Origin of the sequence: Pelomonas sp. V22, from assembly GCF_030014915.1 — a bacterium.
Classification (GTDB): Bacteria; Pseudomonadota; Gammaproteobacteria; order Burkholderiales; family Burkholderiaceae_C; genus JAUASW01.
In genome coordinates this window covers 1908196-1924542 of the sequence record NZ_JAGIXS010000001.1, presented here as the reverse complement: position 1 = coordinate 1924542, position 16347 = coordinate 1908196, and the positions used below count along the sequence as shown (strand labels likewise).

Genomic DNA, 16347 nt, shown 5'->3' with positions numbered 1-16347 from the left:
ATGTCCGACATCCTGAACAAGATCAACGCGGTCAAGCATGAGGAAGTGGCGGCCGCCAAGCGGCGCCGCTCGCTCGCCAGCGTCCGTGAAGAAGCCGAGGGCCGGCGCGACCTGCGCGGCTTCGAGAAGGCGCTGCGCGCCAAGGTCGCCGCCGGCAAGAGTGCTGTGATCGCCGAGATCAAGAAGGCCAGCCCCAGCAAGGGCGTGATCCGCGAAGACTTCCGTCCGGCCGAGATTGCCGAGAGCTATGCGGCCCATGGCGCGGCCTGCCTCAGCGTGCTGACCGACGAGCCTTTCTTCCAGGGCTCGGTCGCCTACCTGCAGGCGGCCCGCGCGGCCTGCGAGCTGCCGGTGCTGCGCAAGGACTTCATGGTCGACGAGTACCAGGTCTTCGAAGCGCGGGCGATGGGCGCGGACTGCATCCTCTTGATCGCCGCGAGTCTTGAAGATGCGCTGATGGCCGACCTCGAGGCCTGCGCCTCGAGCCTCGGGCTCGACGTCCTGGTCGAGGTACACGATGGCCGTGAACTGGACCGCGCACTGAAATTGAAGACACCGCTGGTCGGCATCAACAACCGCAATCTGCGCACTTTCGAGGTCACGCTGGACACGACGCTGGGCCTCTTGAAGAACGTGCCTTCGGATCGCCTGCTGGTGACCGAATCCGGCATCCTCGGCCCGGCCGATGTGCAGACCATGCGCGCGGCCCAGGTCAATGCCTTCCTGGTCGGCGAGGCTTTCATGCGCGCACCAGTGCCGGGCAAGGCGCTGGCCGAGTTGTTCTTCTCGTGAAGCTGCTGCCGCTCGATTGGCGGGTCGATGCCGGCTGGCAACCGCTGCTGGACGCCTGGCGCGCCAGCCCGGCCGGCCAGGGCCTGCTGGCCCATCTGTCCCAACGTGAGACAGCGGGCGCGACGATCTATCCGCCCGATCCGTTCCGCGCGCTGCGCCTGACGCCGCTGGCGCGCACCCGCGTCGTCATCCTCGGCCAGGACCCGTATCACGGCCCCGGCCAGGCCGAGGGCCTCGCCTTCTCGGTGCCGGCCGGCCACAAGGTTCCGCCCAGCCTGCGCAACATCTTCAAGGAGCTGCAGCGCGACCTGGGCCAGCAGCCCCCGATGAGTCCGCACCTCGGCGCCTGGGCCGAGCGCGGCGTGCTGCTGCTCAACACCTGTCTTACGGTGGAAGACGGCGCGCCGGCCAGCCATGCCAAGCAAGGCTGGGAGTCGCTGACCGACGCCTTGATCCAGGCGGCGGCGCGCGAGGCCTCACCCAAGGTCTTCATGCTCTGGGGGGCTCACGCCCAGGCCAAGGCGCCGCTGATCCAGGCGGCTGGGCCGCAGCACCTGCTGCTGCAGGCCAACCATCCGTCGCCTTTGTCGGCCACGCGCCCACCCCAGCCTTTCATCGGCTGCGGGCATTTCTCGCGGGCGGCCGACTGGCTCGCCAGCCAGGGTCTACCCCTCGACTGGGCGCTGGGCGACTAAAGCGTGCGCCTAGGGCTGCCACCAATCGGCGGCTTGGTTCTAAACTGGTATGGTGATCTGATTCCCGGACGGCCTTGAGCCCGCTTTTGTCACTCTGACCAGCGGCTTTTCTCAGGATCAAAACCAGTGGAATACCAATTGACGCTCGAAAGCGTTTGGTATTAGACTGGTATCACCATGACGTCCGCCACCCACTCTGAATCCAGCGCAGCGTCCCAAGCTGTGACCGCCGTGCGCTACCTTGTTGGAGTCGATGGCGGTGGCACGGGCACGCGGCTGCGGCTGGCCAGCCTCGATGGCGAGCTGCTCGGGCAGGGCGAGGCCGGTCCCTCGGCCCTGGGCCAGGGCGTGGCCCAGGCCTGGACCCACATCCAGCAGGCGCTGCAAGCGGCTTGCCAGCAAGCGGGCATTGCCCAGCTCGATCTCTCCGAATGCGCCATCGGCCTCGGTCTTTCCGGCGCCGGCGTGGCGGCCGACGCGGCCGAGCTTCGGGCCACGCAGCCCGGCTACGCACTGCTGACGCTCTGCAACGACGGTTACACCACCGTGCTCGGCGCCCATGGCGGCCAGCCGGGTGCGGTGATCGCTTCTGGCACGGGCTCGGTGGGCGAGGTCATCCGCCGCGACTTGAGCGAAGACTGCATAGGCGGCTGGGGCTGGGTGATTGGTGACGAAGGCAGTGGTGCCTGGCTCGGCCAAAAGGCGATGCGCCACGCCCATCAGGCGCTCGATGGTCGCGCCGAGGCCGGCTCGCTGGCCCGCGCCGTGTGGGCCCAGTGCGGCCATGACCGCGAAACCCTGCTGGCCTGGTGTGCCGCCGCTGGCCAGCATGGCTATGCCAGCCTGGCGCCGCTGGTCTTTGACCATGCCGAGAGTGATCAGGCCGCGCAGGCTTTTGTCCAGGAAGCCGTGGCCGAGCTCGAGAAGATGGCCACCGCGCTCGACCCCGCCGGTGATCTTCCGATGGCCTTGTGCGGCAGCGTCGCGCTGCGCCTCGCGCCGCTGTTCTCCCCCGCCTTGCGCCAGCGCTGCGTGCCGCCCCAGGGCGACTCCGCCGCCGGCGCCTTGCTGATGATTCGTCGCAGTCTTTCCGAAATGGGTCATCCATGAGCAACAACAAGCTGCCCTTCCAGTTCAAGCCGGATCCGCAGGCGGCTTCGCCGCTGTACATGCAGCTGGCCCACAAGCTCGCGCAGGCGATCCGCGAAGGCCAGTACCACGCCGACGAGGCCCTGCCTTCGGAGCGCGTGCTGTCCGAATCGCTGGACCTCTCGCGCGTGACCGCCCGCAAGGCCATCGACCGCCTGGTGGAGCAGGGCCTGATCGTGCGCAAGCGCGGCTCGGGCAACTACATCGCACCGAAGCTGGAGCAGCCGCTGTCGCGCCTGACCAGCTTCTCGGAAGAGCTGCACCAGCGCGGCTTCAAGCCCAGCTCGCGCTGGCTGACGCGGGGCTTCTCGCTGGCCGCGCCGGACGAGCAGCTCTCGCTCGGCCTTACCACTGGCGAGCGCGTGGCGCGCCTGGAGCGCCTGCGCCTCGCCGACGAGGTCGTCATGGCCTACGAGGTCAGCGTGCTGCCGGCCTCGGTGCTGCCGGATCCGCAGCGCGTCGACGCCTCGCTCTACACCTACCTGTCCAAGAACGGCGGCGCGCCGGTGCGGGCCTTGCAGCACATCCGCGCCATCAATGCCGACCCCAAGCTGGCGGGCCTCTTGCAGGTGCCGGTGGGCCAAGCCGTGCTCTTCATCACCCGCGTGGGCTACCTCGATGGCGGCCAGGCCGTGGAGCTGACGCACAGCTACTGCCGCAGCGACTACTACGACTTCGTGGCGGAAATGAGGCGCGAGGGATGAGCGTGCTGAAAGCGATAGACGGCCACATCCTGACGCCGCAAGGCTTTGTGCGCGGCAGCCTGGAGCAGCAGGAGGGCCGCATCAGCCGCATCACGGGCCAAGGCGTGAGCGAGGCCGAGGTGCGCGCGAGCAGCCTGCCCCTCGTGCTGCCCGGCTTCATCGACATCCACGTCCATGGCGGCGGCGGCCGCGACACCATGGAGGCCGGCGACGCCGCCCGCCAGATCGCGCGCCAGCATGTGCGCCACGGCACGACCTCGATGCTGGCCACGACGATGACCGCGCCGCTGGAAGACATCCGCGCCGCGCTCACCGCCCTCGGCCCGCTGTGCCGCGAGCGCGACCCGCAGGGCGCGCGCGTGCTGGGCGTGCACCTGGAAGGCCCCTACATCAACCCCGGCAAGCTGGGCGCCCAGCCCGACTTCGCCAAGGACGCGAGCCTCGCCGAAGTGCGGGCGCTGGATGCGCTCGCGCCTATCAAGCTGATCACGCTGGCGCCCGAAGTGCCCGGCATGCTCGAGCTGATCCCGAAGCTGATCGCCGGCGGCTTCCGCGTGCAGATCGGCCACACGGCCGGCACTTATGAAGACGGCGTGGCGGCGCTGCAGCAGGGCGCGCGCGGCTTCACGCATTTGTTCAACGCGATGAGCGGCCTGCACCACCGGGAGCCCGGCATGGTGGGTGCGGCCCTGGCCCATGCGCGCTATGCCGAGATCATTCCGGACCTGCTGCATGTGCATCCCGGTGCGATCCGCGTGGCCATGCGCGCCATCCCCTGCATGTTCTGCGTCACCGACTCGACGGCCGCCGCCGGCATGCCCGATGGTGAATACAAGCTCGGCCGCCACACGGTCACCAAGTGCATGGGCGGCGTGCGTCTGCCCGACGGCACCTTGGCCGGCAGCACGCTGACGATGGACCAGGCGCTGCGCAACCTGGTGTTCCAGCTGGGGCTGGAGATTGAAGACGCCTCGCGCCGCGTGTCGGCCAACGCGGCGGAATACATGGGCTTGAGCGACCGGGGCCAGCTGGCCGTGGGCGCCTGGGCGGATCTGGTGGTGATGGACCGTGAATTGCAGCTGCAGCGCGTGGTCGTTGAAGGAGAAGAGATTGACTACGCGAATGCTTGAAGAGTGCCTCAGCGCACCCGCCGCCGTGGCGCGCCAATTGGCCGCCGACCAGAACGCCTACGCCGCCCTCGGCGAGTCGCTGCGCAACGTGCCTCCAGGCTCGCTGCTGACCGTGGCACGCGGCAGCTCCGATCATGCAGCCCACTACATGGCTTACCTGATGATGGCGCGTCTCGGCCGCCTCGTCACTTCGCTGCCGATGTCGCTCGTGACGCTGTACCAGAGCAAGATCGAATGCCAGGGACTGGTGTCCTTCGCCTTCTCGCAGTCGGGCCAGAGCCCCGACCTGGTGGCGCCGCAGAAGTTCTTCCGTGCCGGCGGTGCCCGCACGGTCGCGTTCGTCAATGCCGCTGGCTCGCCGCTGGCCGAGGCTTCCGAGCATGTGTTCGGCCTGCACGCCGGCCCGGAGCAGAGCGTGGCCGCCACCAAGAGCTACATCGCCCAGCTGGTGGCCGGTGCCCGCGTGGTCGCCGCCTGGCAGGGTGATGAAGACCTTGCTGCTGCCATCCAGCAACTGCCCTCGGCGCTGGAAGAAGCCGCGCGCCAGGACTGGAGCGTGGCCGTCGAGGCGCTGAAGGATGCCGACCGCCTGTTCGTGATCGGCCGTGGCACCAGCCTCGCGATTGCGCAGGAAGCGGCGCTGAAGTTCAAGGAAACCTGCAGCATCCAGGCAGAGGCCTTCTCGGGCGCCGAAGTCAAGCATGGCCCGATGGCCCTGGTCGAAGAGGGCTACCCGCTGCTGGTGTTCGCACCGCGCGGCCCGGCCCAGGCCGGCCTCCTGGCTCTCGCTGAAGAGATGCGCGGCCGTGGTGCCCGCGTGCTGCTGGCCGCGCCGGCCGGCACACCGGGTGCCGAGCTGCCGCTGGCCTGCACCGGCAATGAGGATCTGGACCCGATCGCCGCTGTGCAGAGCTTCTATCCGATGGTCGAGGCCCTGGCGCGTGCGCGCGGCCTCAACCCCGACCAGCCGCGCCATCTGGCCAAGGTCACCAAGACGCATTGAGAGAGAAGAGGCGCGGCGATGACGACTGCAGTGCAACCTGGACAGCTGGTGATGGTCGACATTCCGGGCAAAAGCCTGGACGCAGACACCGCTGCCTTTCTTCGTGATCGCAAGGTTCGCGCGATCTGCCTGTTCCGCAAGAACCTGGGCACGGAAGACGAGATCCGCCAGCTGACCGCCGACCTGCGCGCGGTGATGGGCGACAAGGCCCTGATCGGCATCGACCAGGAAGGCGGCTCGGTGATTCGCGCCACCAGCCTGCCGCAGGCGCCGGCCGCCATGGCGCTGGGCGCCATCGGCGACGAAGCCCTGGCCGAAGCCACCGGCGCCGCCGTGGCGCGTGGCCTGCGCCACCTCGGCATCAACTGGAACTTCGCGCCGGTGCTGGACATCAACAACAACCCGGCCAATCCGGTGATCGGCGAGCGCAGCTTCGGTGAAGACGCCGAAACCGTGACGCGCCTCGCCCGGGCCTGGATGCGCGGCTCGCTGAAGGAAGGCGTGGCCTGCTGCGTCAAGCATTTCCCCGGCCATGGCGACACCCATGTGGACTCGCACCATGCGCTGCCCACCGTCGACAAGTCGCTCGCCGCGCTGGAGGCGCTGGAGCTCAAGCCTTTCCGCGCGCTGGCTTCCGGTGCCGAGGCTGCACCGGCCGTGATGACGGCCCACATCGTCTATCCGCAGCTCGATGGCGAGCATCCGGCCACGCTGTCCAAGACCATCCTGACCGGCATCCTGCGCGAGAGCATGGGCTTCGACGGCGTGGTGATCACCGACGCGCTGATGATGAAGGCGGTGTTCGAGCGCTACGGCTATGCCCGCGCCTCGGTGCTCGCGCTGCAGGCCGGTGCCGACATGCCGCTGGCCCAAGGTTCGCTGGCCGAGCAGGCCGAGGCGATTGACGCGATTGGCGTGGCCCTGGCTGCGGGTGATCTGACAGCCGAGCGCCTGGCGCAATCGGCCGCACGCCTGGACCGCCTGGCCACGCAGTACCCCTTGAGCCCGCGCGACTACCCGGCCGCCGAGCGCGCCGCCGACGATCAGCTGATGCGCGACATCTGGGCCCGTGGCCTGACCGCCTTGCGTGGCGCTTCGGCACCGGACAGGGCCGCTCCGCTGCGCGTGATCTGCCAGGCCAGCGTGGCCAGCGATGGCGTGTCCGAGGCCGGTGCCTCGGTGGCCCAGGTGGCGGCGCTGTTCGACGGCTGGTTCAGCGACGTGGAGTTCCTTCACCTGCCCAATCTGCGCGCGATCTCTGCAGCCGATATTCCGCTGGATGGCCGCATCAATGTGCTGGTCTCCAACCAGCGCGGCCGCTACCAGGCCAGTGCCGGTTCGGCCCGGCCGGACCTGCACATCGCCCTGTGGAACCCGTTCCAGGTGCTGGACATTGCCGCGCCGGCGGTGGTCAGTTGGGGCTATGCCGATGGCGCGCTGGACGCGCTGCGGCAATGGCTGCGGGGCGAGCTCAGCGCCACGGCCGCGCCGCCGGTGACGCTGAACTAGGCGCTCCGAACCGCGCTCCGAACAGAACACCAGCAAAGAGAGAGACGAGGAACCATGACCCAGCAGCAACGCTCGCCCATCACCTGGGTCCCCAGCCTGTACTTCGTGCAAGGCCTGCAGTTCTTCGTGGTGAACCGGATCGCCGCCTTCATGCTCAAGAACATGGGCGTGGAGAACGAGCTGATCACCTGGTGGGTCAGCCTGATCGGCTGGGCCTGGGTGATCAAGCCGGTCTGGAGCCCCTTCCTCGAGATGATGCCCAGCAAGAAGCGCATCGTCGTGGCCATGCAGTTCACCAGTGCCGCCGGCCTCGGGCTGCTGGCGGTGGCGATGCAGTTGCCGGTTTGGTTCTCGGCGGTCATTGCCGTGCTCTTCCTGCTGGCCTATGCCTCGGCCACGCACGACGTGGCCTGCGACGGCCTCTACATGGCGGCGCTGGACAACACCCAGCAGGCGGCCTACGCCGGCTGGCAGGGCGCGTTCTTCAACTCCTCGAAGTTCCTGGTGCTGGGCGGCCTGCTGGTGCTGGCGGGCTACCTGGAAAAGACGATCGGCATCACCAAGGCCTGGTCGGTGGTGTTCGTGATGCTGGCCGTCTTGCTGGTGATCCTGGCCAGCTACAACGCCTATGCCCTGCCGGGCACCACGACGCAGCGCGGAGCCGCTGTCTCGGCCGCCGAGACCTGGCGCACCTTGTGCGAGGTGGTGCTGGACTTCGTGAAGAAGCCGGGCGTCTGGATCGCGCTGCTGTTCATCCTGCTGTTCCGGCTCGGGGAAGGCCAGACGCAGGCCATAGGCCCGCTTTTCCTCATCGAGAGTCGCGCCAAGGGTGGACTCGGACTGACGACGGAGCAGGTGGGCGGCGTCTATGGCACCGTCGGTACGCTGGCTTTCCTGGTCGGCAGCATTCTTGGCGGCTACTTCACCGCCTGGCTGGGCCTGCGCCGCGCGATGCCGGCGCTGATACTGGCGATGGCCGTGCCCAGCATTGCCTTCTACTACCTGAGCGCCGTCTTGCCCGACGACCTGCTGCGCATCAGCGTGGCCGTGGCCATCGAGAACTTCGCCTGGGGCTTTGGCTTCGTCGGCGTGATCCTGTTCATCATGCAGGTGGTGGCGCCCGGCCGCTTCCAGACCGCCCATTACGCGCTCGGCTCCGGCGTCATGGCACTCGGCCAGATGGTGCCCACCGGCATGAGCGGCGCCATCCAGACGCACCTGGGCTACCAGCAGTTCTTCCTCTGGACCATCGCCTGCGGCGTGCCCGCCTTCCTGCTGATGTTCTTCGTGCGCGTGCCCGGCCGCGAGGCTGCGCAAGCCCCGGCACAGAACGAAGAAGCGGCGGCCGGCGCATGAAGGCCGCGCTGCTGGCGCTGCTGGTTTCGACGGGCGCGCTGGCAGCGCCGCCCGAGCTGTTCTTTGACGACTTCAGCCAGCCCGACCTGGTAGCCCTGCAGGCCAGCGGCTGGACGCCGCGCAGCAAGGCCGGCCATCCAGGCGTGGAGGGCGCGGCCTGGCGGGCCACGGCGTTGAGCCTGGTCGACGACCCGGCCCTGCCCGGTAACCGCCTGCTGCGCCTCACGGCCCGCAGCGACGGCACGGGCGCGGGCACGGAGCAAGCGCAGCTCTGCCAGCAGCGCAAATTCCTCGAGGGCACCTACGCGGCCCGCGTGCGCTTCTCCGACACGCCCATCAGCGGTGTCGACGGCGACCCCATCATCCAGAGCTTCTACGCGGTGGCGCCGCTGAAGCACGACTTCGATCCCGAGTTCAGCGAGCTCGATTGGGAATACCTGCCCAACGGCGGCTGGGGCAGCGAGAAGACGCGGCTCTACGGCGTGAGCTGGCAGACGGTGCGCCTGGACCCCTGGGTGGCGCACAACCAGTCGCACGAGGAATTCGGCGCGCTGGGGGGCTGGCATGTGCTGCTGATGCAGGTGAGTGACGGCAAGGTGCGCATGTACCTGGATGGCCGCCAGCTGGCCCAGCATGGCGGCCGCAACTACCCGGTCGTGCCCATGGCCATCAGCTTCAACCTCTGGTTCGCGCCGGCCGGCCTGCTGCCGCAGACCGAGCAGCCGCGTGTCTACCAGGAGGACGTGGACTGGGTCTTCCATGCCCGCAACCAGGTCTTGAGCCCGGCGGAGGTGGGGGCGGCGGTGCAGGGCTACCGCCGCCGTGGCGTGGCCCGCGAGGACACGGTGCCGGCCAGCGGACTGGACAGCCGCTGCGACTTCTGAGGCGCGGCCCGCGATGAGCCGCCGCCTGGATTCCGTCGATGCACTGCGCGGCCTGACGGTGGCCGCGATGCTGCTGGTCAACAACCCCGGCGACTGGGGCCATGTCTATGCGCCGCTGGAGCATTCGGCCTGGCATGGCTGCACGCCGACCGACCTGATCTTCCCGTTCTTCCTCTTCATCGTCGGCGTGTCCTGTGCGCTCAGCCTCGTGCCGCGCGTCGAGGCCGGCGCTGCACCGGGGCCGTTGCGGGCCGGTGTGATCAAGCGCAGCCTGCGCATCATCGGTCTCGGCCTCGTGCTGCACCTGCTGGCCTGGTGGCTGATGCAGCGCCCCGAGTTTCGCGTGTTGGGTGTGTTGCAGCGCATAGGCCTGTGCTTTGCGTTCACCGGCCTCGTGGCATTGCAGCTGCAGCAACGTGGGCAATGGGTGCTGCTGTTTGCGTTGCTGCTTGGCTATGGCGCCTTGCTGCAGGGCGATGCGACGGTGGAGAAGCTGAGCAGCCTGGCCCAGCGCATCGACACGGCCGTGCTGGGACGCTTTGCCTACGAGTGGGACGCGAAGAGCGGCATTGCTTTCGATCCGGAGGGCCTGCTGTCGACGCTGGGCGCGATGAGTACCTGTTTATTGGGGCTGCTGTGCGGAGACTTCCTGCGGCGAGGGCAGGGTGCCTTGCTGGCGGCTGCCGGCATGGGGGCTGCGGTGCTGGGACTGCTGTGGTCCGAATGGCTGCCTGTCAACAAGCAGTTGTGGACGCCGACATTCGTCTTGTGGACCGGCGGCCTGGCGGCTCTGGCACTGGCGGCCGCGCATTGGCTGGTGGATGTGCGCGGCGCACCAGCCTTCGGCCGCGCCTTCGGCATCAATGCCATCGCCGTTTATTCCGGCGCGTGGACGGCCACCGTCTTCCTGGAGGGCTTTGACTGGATGGCGCCGCTCTATGCGCGAGGCTTCGGTTGGCTGCAGGGTCTGATCGGCCCGCATGGACAATCGCTGGCATTCGCCGTGTGCTTTGTCCTCGCCTTTGGCCTGCTGGCCCGCTGGATGCAGCAACGCGGCCTGGTGATCAAGCTCTGAGATGGGTGCTGCGATGCAGACAAGCGAAGCGTCGGTGCATGCGATGAAGCAGGTGCCGGTCTGGACGGTGACGGACGAGGCCTCGCTGAAGGCTTTGCTGGAGCAGTGCAGCGAACCGGTGCTGCTGAAGGGCCTGGTTGCGCACTGGCCGGCCGTGCAGGCGGGCCGCGCCGCGCCGCTTGGCATCTGCGAGTACCTGCATCGCTTTGATCAGGGCGTGGAGTTGATGGCGACCAAGACGCGCGCGGCGGCACGCGGCGTGATGGGCTACAACGCCGAGCTCACGGACTTCGCCTTCGTCAAGGCACGCATGGGCCTCGGCGAGTTCATGGCCCATCTGCAGGCCTATCTGCCCATGGAGGGCGCGCCGTCCATTGCGGCCCAATGCGCCAAGGTGAGCGAGGTCATTCCCGGCTTCCTGGACGAGCATCGGCTGGCCGCGCTGCCCGGCGTGATCCCGAACTTCTGGCTGGGCAATGCGCTGACGGTGCCGGTGCACCACGACCATCCCTACAACCTGGCCTGCGTGGTGGCGGGGCGCCGGCGCTTCACACTGTTCGCGCCGGAGCAGGTCGGCAATCTCTACATCGGCCCGCTGGAGCACACGCCCTCTGGCGCGCCGATCTCGGTCGTCCATCCCAAGGCGCCGGACTTCGAACGCTACCCACGTTACCGCGAGGCCCTGGCCTCGGCCCAGGTGGCCGAGATGGAGCCCGGCGATGCGCTCTACATCCCGCCGCTGTGGTTTCACCAGGTCGAGGCGCTCGAGAAGGTCAACCTGCTGGTTAACTATTGGTGGCCTGTCCTCACCGCTGCTGGCGAGCCTCAGTCACCAACGCCGGTGGCCAGTCTGATGCAGGCCATCCAGGTGCTGAATGCGCTGCCGCCCGCGCAACGCGAGGCCTGGGCAGCGATGTTCGAACACTACGTGGTGCAGCAGGCGCAGGATCCGGCGACGCATATTCCGGCCGCCTGGCAGGGCGCACTGGCGAGGCGCCACTGAGGAGCCGCGTCATGCCTGCCATCAAGGAGATCGAAGGCCTCACGCGCGAGCGCTTCGAGCAAGAGGTGCTGACGGCCTATGAGCCGGTGCTGATGCGAGGCCTGGTCAGGGACTGGCCCTTGGTGCAGCAGGCACGGGCTGGTCTCGAACCCTGCCTGCAATACCTGATGGGCTTTGACCAGGGCGTGCCGGTCGATGCGGTGCTGGCCAAGCCCGAGCCCACACGCGCCTTCAGCTACCGACCGGACCTGGACGGCTTCAACTTCATGCACGAGAAGCGGCCCTATGCCGCCTTGTTCGAGCAGCTCTGGCGCTACAGCCATTTCCCCGATCCGCCGAGCCTGGCGGCGCAGAGCGCGCCGGTGGCCGAGGTCTTGGCCGGCCTGGAGCTGGCCAATGCCTGCCCGCTGCTGCAGGCCGAGGTGCGGCCGCGCATCTGGATAGGCAACCGGGCGACGGTGCCCGCGCATTTCGACGACTCGCACAACATCGCCTGCGTGGCCGCCGGCCGCCGCCGCTTCACACTGCTGCCGCCGCAATGCGCGCCGCTGCTCTACATGGGCCCGCCCGACTATGCGCCGACGCCGACGCCGGCGCCGATGTCGGTACTGCCGCGTCTGCAATCGGCCGACCCGACGCGTTACCCGATGGTGGCCGAGGCGCTCGAGCAGGCCCTGGTCGTGGAGTTGGAAGCGGGCGATGCGCTCTATCTGCCGCCGCTGTGGTTCCACCAGGTCGAGGCGCTGGCGCCGGACTTGAACATCCTGATGAACTACTGGTGGCGGCCCGCACCGGCGCCGGGCCGCCAGGACGACCTGCATCTGGCGGCGCTGCGCCTGGCGATGCTGGCCTTGCGCCATTTGCCCGAGGGTGAGCGCGAGGGCTGGCGCGCCCTGTTCGATTTCTATGTGTTCGGTGCGCGGGATGAGGCGCTGGCCCACATCCCCGAGGACCGCCGCCACATGCTTGGCGCGCTGGACGCGGCGGCCGATGCAGCCATCCGCCATGACTTGATCGAGCAGTTGAACAAGCGCTGAAGGGCTGGTCTGATCGCGCAAAAAAAAGCGGCCCCGAGGGGCCGTTTGTCCTTGGCAGGCGGTCGGCGCTGGGAGGCGCCGACCGGTGCTAAGGCATCAGAACTTGACGCGAGCAGTCAGGTAGAACTGACGGCCGTTGGCATAGATCGCGCGGGGCTGGGTCTCCGAAGCGTAGTACTTCAGCTTCGGGTTGTTCAGGTTCTGCGCATCCAGGCTGATACCGAAGTTCTCGCTGATCTTGTAGCCCAGCGAAGCCGACAGCACGGCCGATCCCTTCTGGTAGTAGTCCGTGCCACGGTCGGTGCCGATGTAGATGTCACCGGTGTAGCCGTAGTTGACGCGGGCCGAGAACTTGTCGTCTTCGTAGAAGCCGCCCAGGTTCAGCGAATGCTTCACGTTGCCGCGCAGCACATGGCCGTCGCTGTCGTGGCCATCGGCGAAGGTGTAGTTCGCGCTGACGCCGAAGTTGGCGGCCACCGGCGATTCAAACGCGAACTCCAGGCCCGTGACCGAGGCGCTCTTGTTGACCGGACCGGTCAGCAGGTACTTGCGGTCGACGATCTGCGGCGTGCCGCCACCGGCCGGGGCCAGCAGGGTCGGCAGCGTGGCGCTGAAGGTGCCGTCCTTGATGTAGCTGCCCATCTGCATGTGGAAGGCACCCATGGACACGAAGGCGCGCGGCGCGAAGTACCACTCGAGGTTGGCGTCGAAGTTGGTCGAGCGGATCGGCTTCAGGTCCGGATTGCCGGCCGTGCCGCCACCGACGGACTGGTCCTGCAGGTTGGCCGGCGGCGACAGGTTGGCGGCAGCCGACAGCGCCGTGTAGTCCGCACGGGTCATCGTGCGGCTCAGGCCGAGGCGGCCGACCAGGTTGCGGGCAACGTCCACCCGCACGCTGGCGCTGGGCAGCAGGTCGGTGTAGCTGCGGCTGCTGCTGGTCAGGTACTCGGCGCCCCAGGCGGAGGTCACGTCAGGCTTGGCAGCGTTCGGCGTGTAGGTCCAGGCATGCGAGGACTGCTTGGTGCGCACGGCGCGCAGGCCGACATTGCCGCTCCAGGCTTCGCCTTCCAGGTTGCCCTGCAGGTACATGGCCGTGCTGGTTTCCTTCACACCGTACTCACCGCCTTGGATCGGCGAGTGCACCAGGGCCGCGCTGCTCGGATCGCGGTTGGTGTACTTCGCGTTGAACGCGGCCAGGTCAGCGGCCGAGATGTAGGCGATGTTGGTCGGGAAACCGCCGCCCAGGCCGCTGCCGAAGTTGCTCGGATAGAGCTGGCTGAACGCAGGTGCGTTGACGATGGCGTAAGGCGAGGGCGAGCTGGTGGCGTTGTTGTCGTTGGCGCCGCAGTAGAAGGTGCCCGACCAGGGGAACATCTGCGCACCGTAGGCGGTGCCGGTGTTGCAACCGGGGCGCTGGTTCACAGTGGCGCCGGTGCCGCGGTCGTGCGTGGCGCTGCGGGCGCCGAACTTCAGGCTCTTCAGGAGGCCAGCGTCGAGGGTGTACTCACCATCAACCTGGGCCCAGGTGTCCTTGTCGTTCACGACTAGGTTCTCGACGCCGAAGATCCAGCCAAAGCCCATGCCGGGCGTCGACGTGCCCGGCTGGTTGTTGATGCCCTTGGTGGAATCGATGCCGACGTTGAACGAGGTGGCCGTGCCATTGCCGTTCAGCTGGTAGCCGGCATTGCGGGTGTAGATATTGGCTTCGTAGACGTCTTGCGAGTCGGTGCGGCCCTTGCCCTTGGAGGTGCCGGCGTTGGCCGACAGGGTCAGCGCGTCGTTGACCTTGAATGTGCCTTCCAGGCCCAGGAAGTTGCTTTCGGCCGAGGCCTTGCGCGAGATCATGTCGTAGACGCCGCCGGTGCCGGGCGTGGTCCAGCTCAGGTTCAGCTTGGAGACGGTCTTGACGCCGTTCTTGTCTGTGGCCACCGCGTAGTCGCCGAGCTTGGCGGTATCCCAGGAGGTGAAGCCGGGGCGGTTGATGACCATGAAGTTGCGGTTGTAGTTGTCTGCATCCATCTTGGACGAGAAGCCCGTCACGATCAGGTCGACGTCCTTGGTCGGCTTGAATTCGGCACGCACCAGGCCGCCCTTGCGCTCGCGCTCTTGGGTGAAGTAGGCAGCGCCGACCAGGTCAGGCACATAGGCGCCTTCGAGGGACGGGGCCTGGGCGATCAGGTTGGCTGCATTGGCCTTGGTCAGCTGGTTGATGAAGCCCAGCGTCTCGACGCCGTCGCGGCGCAGGCTGCGCTTCTCGGAGAAGGCCTGGACCAGCACGCCGAAGGTCTTGTCGTCGCTGCGGAAGTTCAGCAGGGCGCTCAGTTGCGGGTCGGTCTTCTTGGGCAGGTCGGCATAGACGGCGCCAACGCTGGCCTCAATGGTCAGCGGCTTGGAGAAGTCCAGCGGTTTGCGGGTGATGATGTTGACCGAGCCGGCGGTACCGCCTTCGACCAGCGATGCCTCGGCGTTCTTGCGCACTTCAACACGGCTCACCAGCTCGGAGGGCAGCAGCGAGTAGCTGACGCTGCGGCCGACGCCGGAACCGGACTGGTCCAGCACGAACCAGTCGCCGTTGGCGATCGCGTGGTTGTCGACCAGGGTCTGGGTCAGGCTGGGGTTGGTGCCGCGCAGGCCCACGCGGTCGCGCTCGTCGAAACCACCGGAACCGCCGGCCGGGCTGTTCAGCACCGTGACGCCGGGGATGCGGGCCAGCGAGTCGGCCACGTTCTTGTCAGGCATCTTGCCGATGTCTTCGGCAGAGACCACGTCGATGTGGGCGTCGGCATTGCGCTTGACGCTCAGCGACTTCTCCTGGGAGGCACGAATGCCAGTCACCACCACTTGTTCAAGCTGCTGGTTGTCGGGCTTCTTCTCGGCCGGCTTTTGCGCGGCTTGCTGTGCCTGTGCCAACAGCGCGCTGCTCATCAGGGTGAGCGCTACGGCGGCGGCGATGGGGGTCTGTCGGACCTTCATGAACTGCTCCTCGAAATGGCCAATTGGATCGATCTCGGCCTGTTGAAACGTGGAACCAGCGCATACCAGTTGGGCAAGTGGCATGGGGCTGGTGCCTCCAGGGAACCTCTAAATGCAACCAATGCCATGCCACTATACTGGCCGGTAGTGCCACTTTGCTACCACTTTCGCGTTCGCGTTTTCCCTTGCGCGTTGCTTTCTTGATGCGTTCTGGCGACGGCATCCCCTTGGAAATGCGGGTGCGCGACTTGCGACTCAAGGAGTGATGTGCTTGGTAGTAGATTGGTATGCCTCATGTCATGAGGTGTGCGCTGAGGTCGGCGTGTGGCCGGGTGACGGGCTCCGAGGGGCGTGAATAGGTTGGCCGGGCTGTTATTGCCGCAGCCAAGGGCTCGGAGGCGGGTCGGGCGCGCAGTCGAAAGACTTGAAGGATGCTGCCTCGCTCTCTTCGGGATCCGTTGACTTGTCTTGCGTCGGGATCGGCTCACAGACGCATGTGCGGTTGCTGAGTCGAAGTCGGCGAGTGGGCGCCCAGCAAGCCACAGGCAAAAATGTTTTGCCGCGCAAAAATGCTGTGCTATAGTCGTGGGCTCGCTTCGGAGGGGTGGCCGAGTGGTTAAAGGCAGCAGACTGTAAATCTGCCCGCTAACGCGTACGCTGGTTCGAATCCAGCCTCCTCCACCAAAGCGATCGTCTTGAATCGGCTCGAAAGAGCCGGGTTCTTGGCGGCAGATGAAGGCTCCCGGGCGGGAGTAGTTCAATGGTAGAACCTTAGCCTTCCAAGCTAATGACACGGGTTCGATTCCCGTTTCCCGCTCCAGCGGTGGGGCAGGTTCTGCGGTAGTGATGTGATGTTGTTGTCGGCACGGGTTTGCCGGTGGGTCGTCAAGAAGATGGCCGTCAAACCTGTGTCGATGCCCATGTGGCTCAGTGGTAGAGCACTCCCTTGGTAAGGGAGAGGTCACGCGTTCGATCCGCGTCATGGGCACCACCTCTTTTCTTCCCCCTTGTTGTTTTTGATCTGATCGCCAGGAGCG

Annotated in this window: 13 protein-coding genes and 3 tRNA genes; 15 read left to right on the top strand and 1 reads right to left on the bottom strand. The window is 67.2% G+C overall.

Annotated features, from left to right (window positions below; translation table 11 throughout):
- The 12 genes from trpC (at position 1) to J7U46_RS08725 (ending at position 12337) form a co-directional block, all read left to right on the top strand.
- Positions 1-792 carry an indole-3-glycerol phosphate synthase TrpC gene (gene trpC / locus J7U46_RS08780; protein WP_282824780.1) on the top strand — a complete coding sequence of 264 codons (792 nt, stop codon included), beginning with the start codon at positions 1-3 and terminating at the stop codon, positions 790-792.
- Positions 789-1487 carry a uracil-DNA glycosylase gene (locus tag J7U46_RS08775; RefSeq protein ID WP_282824779.1) on the top strand — a complete coding sequence of 233 codons (699 nt, stop codon included), beginning with the start codon at positions 789-791 and terminating at the stop codon, positions 1485-1487. The genes trpC and J7U46_RS08775 overlap by 4 nt, the downstream gene beginning before the upstream one ends.
- 177 nt (positions 1488-1664) lie before the next feature.
- Positions 1665-2597 (top strand): BadF/BadG/BcrA/BcrD ATPase family protein, encoded by a 933-nt coding sequence (locus J7U46_RS08770; RefSeq protein ID WP_282824778.1) that lies wholly within the window; start codon positions 1665-1667, stop codon positions 2595-2597.
- Positions 2594-3340, top strand: coding sequence for a GntR family transcriptional regulator (locus J7U46_RS08765; protein WP_282824776.1), 747 nt, complete (start codon positions 2594-2596; stop codon positions 3338-3340). Before J7U46_RS08770 ends, J7U46_RS08765 begins: the two co-directional genes overlap by 4 nt.
- 2 nt (positions 3341-3342) lie before the next feature.
- Positions 3343-4470, top strand: coding sequence for an N-acetylglucosamine-6-phosphate deacetylase (gene nagA, locus J7U46_RS08760; protein WP_282825033.1), 1128 nt, complete (start codon positions 3343-3345; stop codon positions 4468-4470).
- The gene (locus J7U46_RS08755; RefSeq protein ID WP_282824774.1) at positions 4463-5473 is read left to right on the top strand and encodes an SIS domain-containing protein; all 1011 of its coding nucleotides are present in this window, start codon (positions 4463-4465) and stop codon (positions 5471-5473) included. The genes nagA and J7U46_RS08755 overlap by 8 nt, the downstream gene beginning before the upstream one ends.
- Positions 5474-5491: 18 nt before the next feature.
- Entirely contained in the window at positions 5492-6982 is a 1491-nt protein-coding gene (gene nagZ / locus J7U46_RS08750) for a beta-N-acetylhexosaminidase (RefSeq protein WP_282824772.1), read from the top strand.
- A 54-nt stretch (positions 6983-7036) separates the two neighbouring features.
- Positions 7037-8338, top strand: coding sequence for an MFS transporter (locus J7U46_RS08745; protein WP_282824770.1), 1302 nt, complete (start codon positions 7037-7039; stop codon positions 8336-8338).
- The gene (locus J7U46_RS08740; RefSeq protein WP_282824768.1) at positions 8335-9222 is read left to right on the top strand and encodes a glycoside hydrolase family 16 protein; all 888 of its coding nucleotides are present in this window, start codon (positions 8335-8337) and stop codon (positions 9220-9222) included. The genes J7U46_RS08745 and J7U46_RS08740 overlap by 4 nt, the downstream gene beginning before the upstream one ends.
- Positions 9223-9235: 13 nt before the next feature.
- Entirely contained in the window at positions 9236-10297 is a 1062-nt protein-coding gene (locus J7U46_RS08735) for a heparan-alpha-glucosaminide N-acetyltransferase domain-containing protein (protein ID WP_282824766.1), read from the top strand.
- Positions 10298-10310: 13 nt separating this feature from the next.
- Positions 10311-11300, top strand: coding sequence for a cupin-like domain-containing protein (locus J7U46_RS08730; protein ID WP_282824764.1), 990 nt, complete (start codon positions 10311-10313; stop codon positions 11298-11300).
- A gap of 11 nt (positions 11301-11311) precedes the next feature.
- Positions 11312-12337 carry a cupin-like domain-containing protein gene (locus J7U46_RS08725; protein ID WP_282824763.1) on the top strand — a complete coding sequence of 342 codons (1026 nt, stop codon included), beginning with the start codon at positions 11312-11314 and terminating at the stop codon, positions 12335-12337.
- Positions 12338-12433: 96 nt separating this feature from the next.
- On the opposite strand, the gene J7U46_RS08720 is transcribed toward J7U46_RS08725, so the two are convergent.
- Entirely contained in the window at positions 12434-15310 is a 2877-nt protein-coding gene (locus tag J7U46_RS08720) for a TonB-dependent receptor (RefSeq protein WP_282824761.1), read from the bottom strand.
- A 598-nt stretch (positions 15311-15908) separates the two neighbouring features.
- On the opposite strand from J7U46_RS08720, the gene J7U46_RS08715 reads away from it, so the two are divergent.
- From J7U46_RS08715 to J7U46_RS08705, 3 genes are all read left to right on the top strand, one after another.
- Positions 15909-15994, top strand: a tRNA-Tyr gene (locus J7U46_RS08715).
- Between the two features lie 62 nt (positions 15995-16056).
- Positions 16057-16130, top strand: a tRNA-Gly gene (locus J7U46_RS08710).
- A gap of 96 nt (positions 16131-16226) precedes the next feature.
- Positions 16227-16301 (top strand) — tRNA-Thr (locus J7U46_RS08705).
- Positions 16302-16347 lie beyond the last annotated feature (46 nt).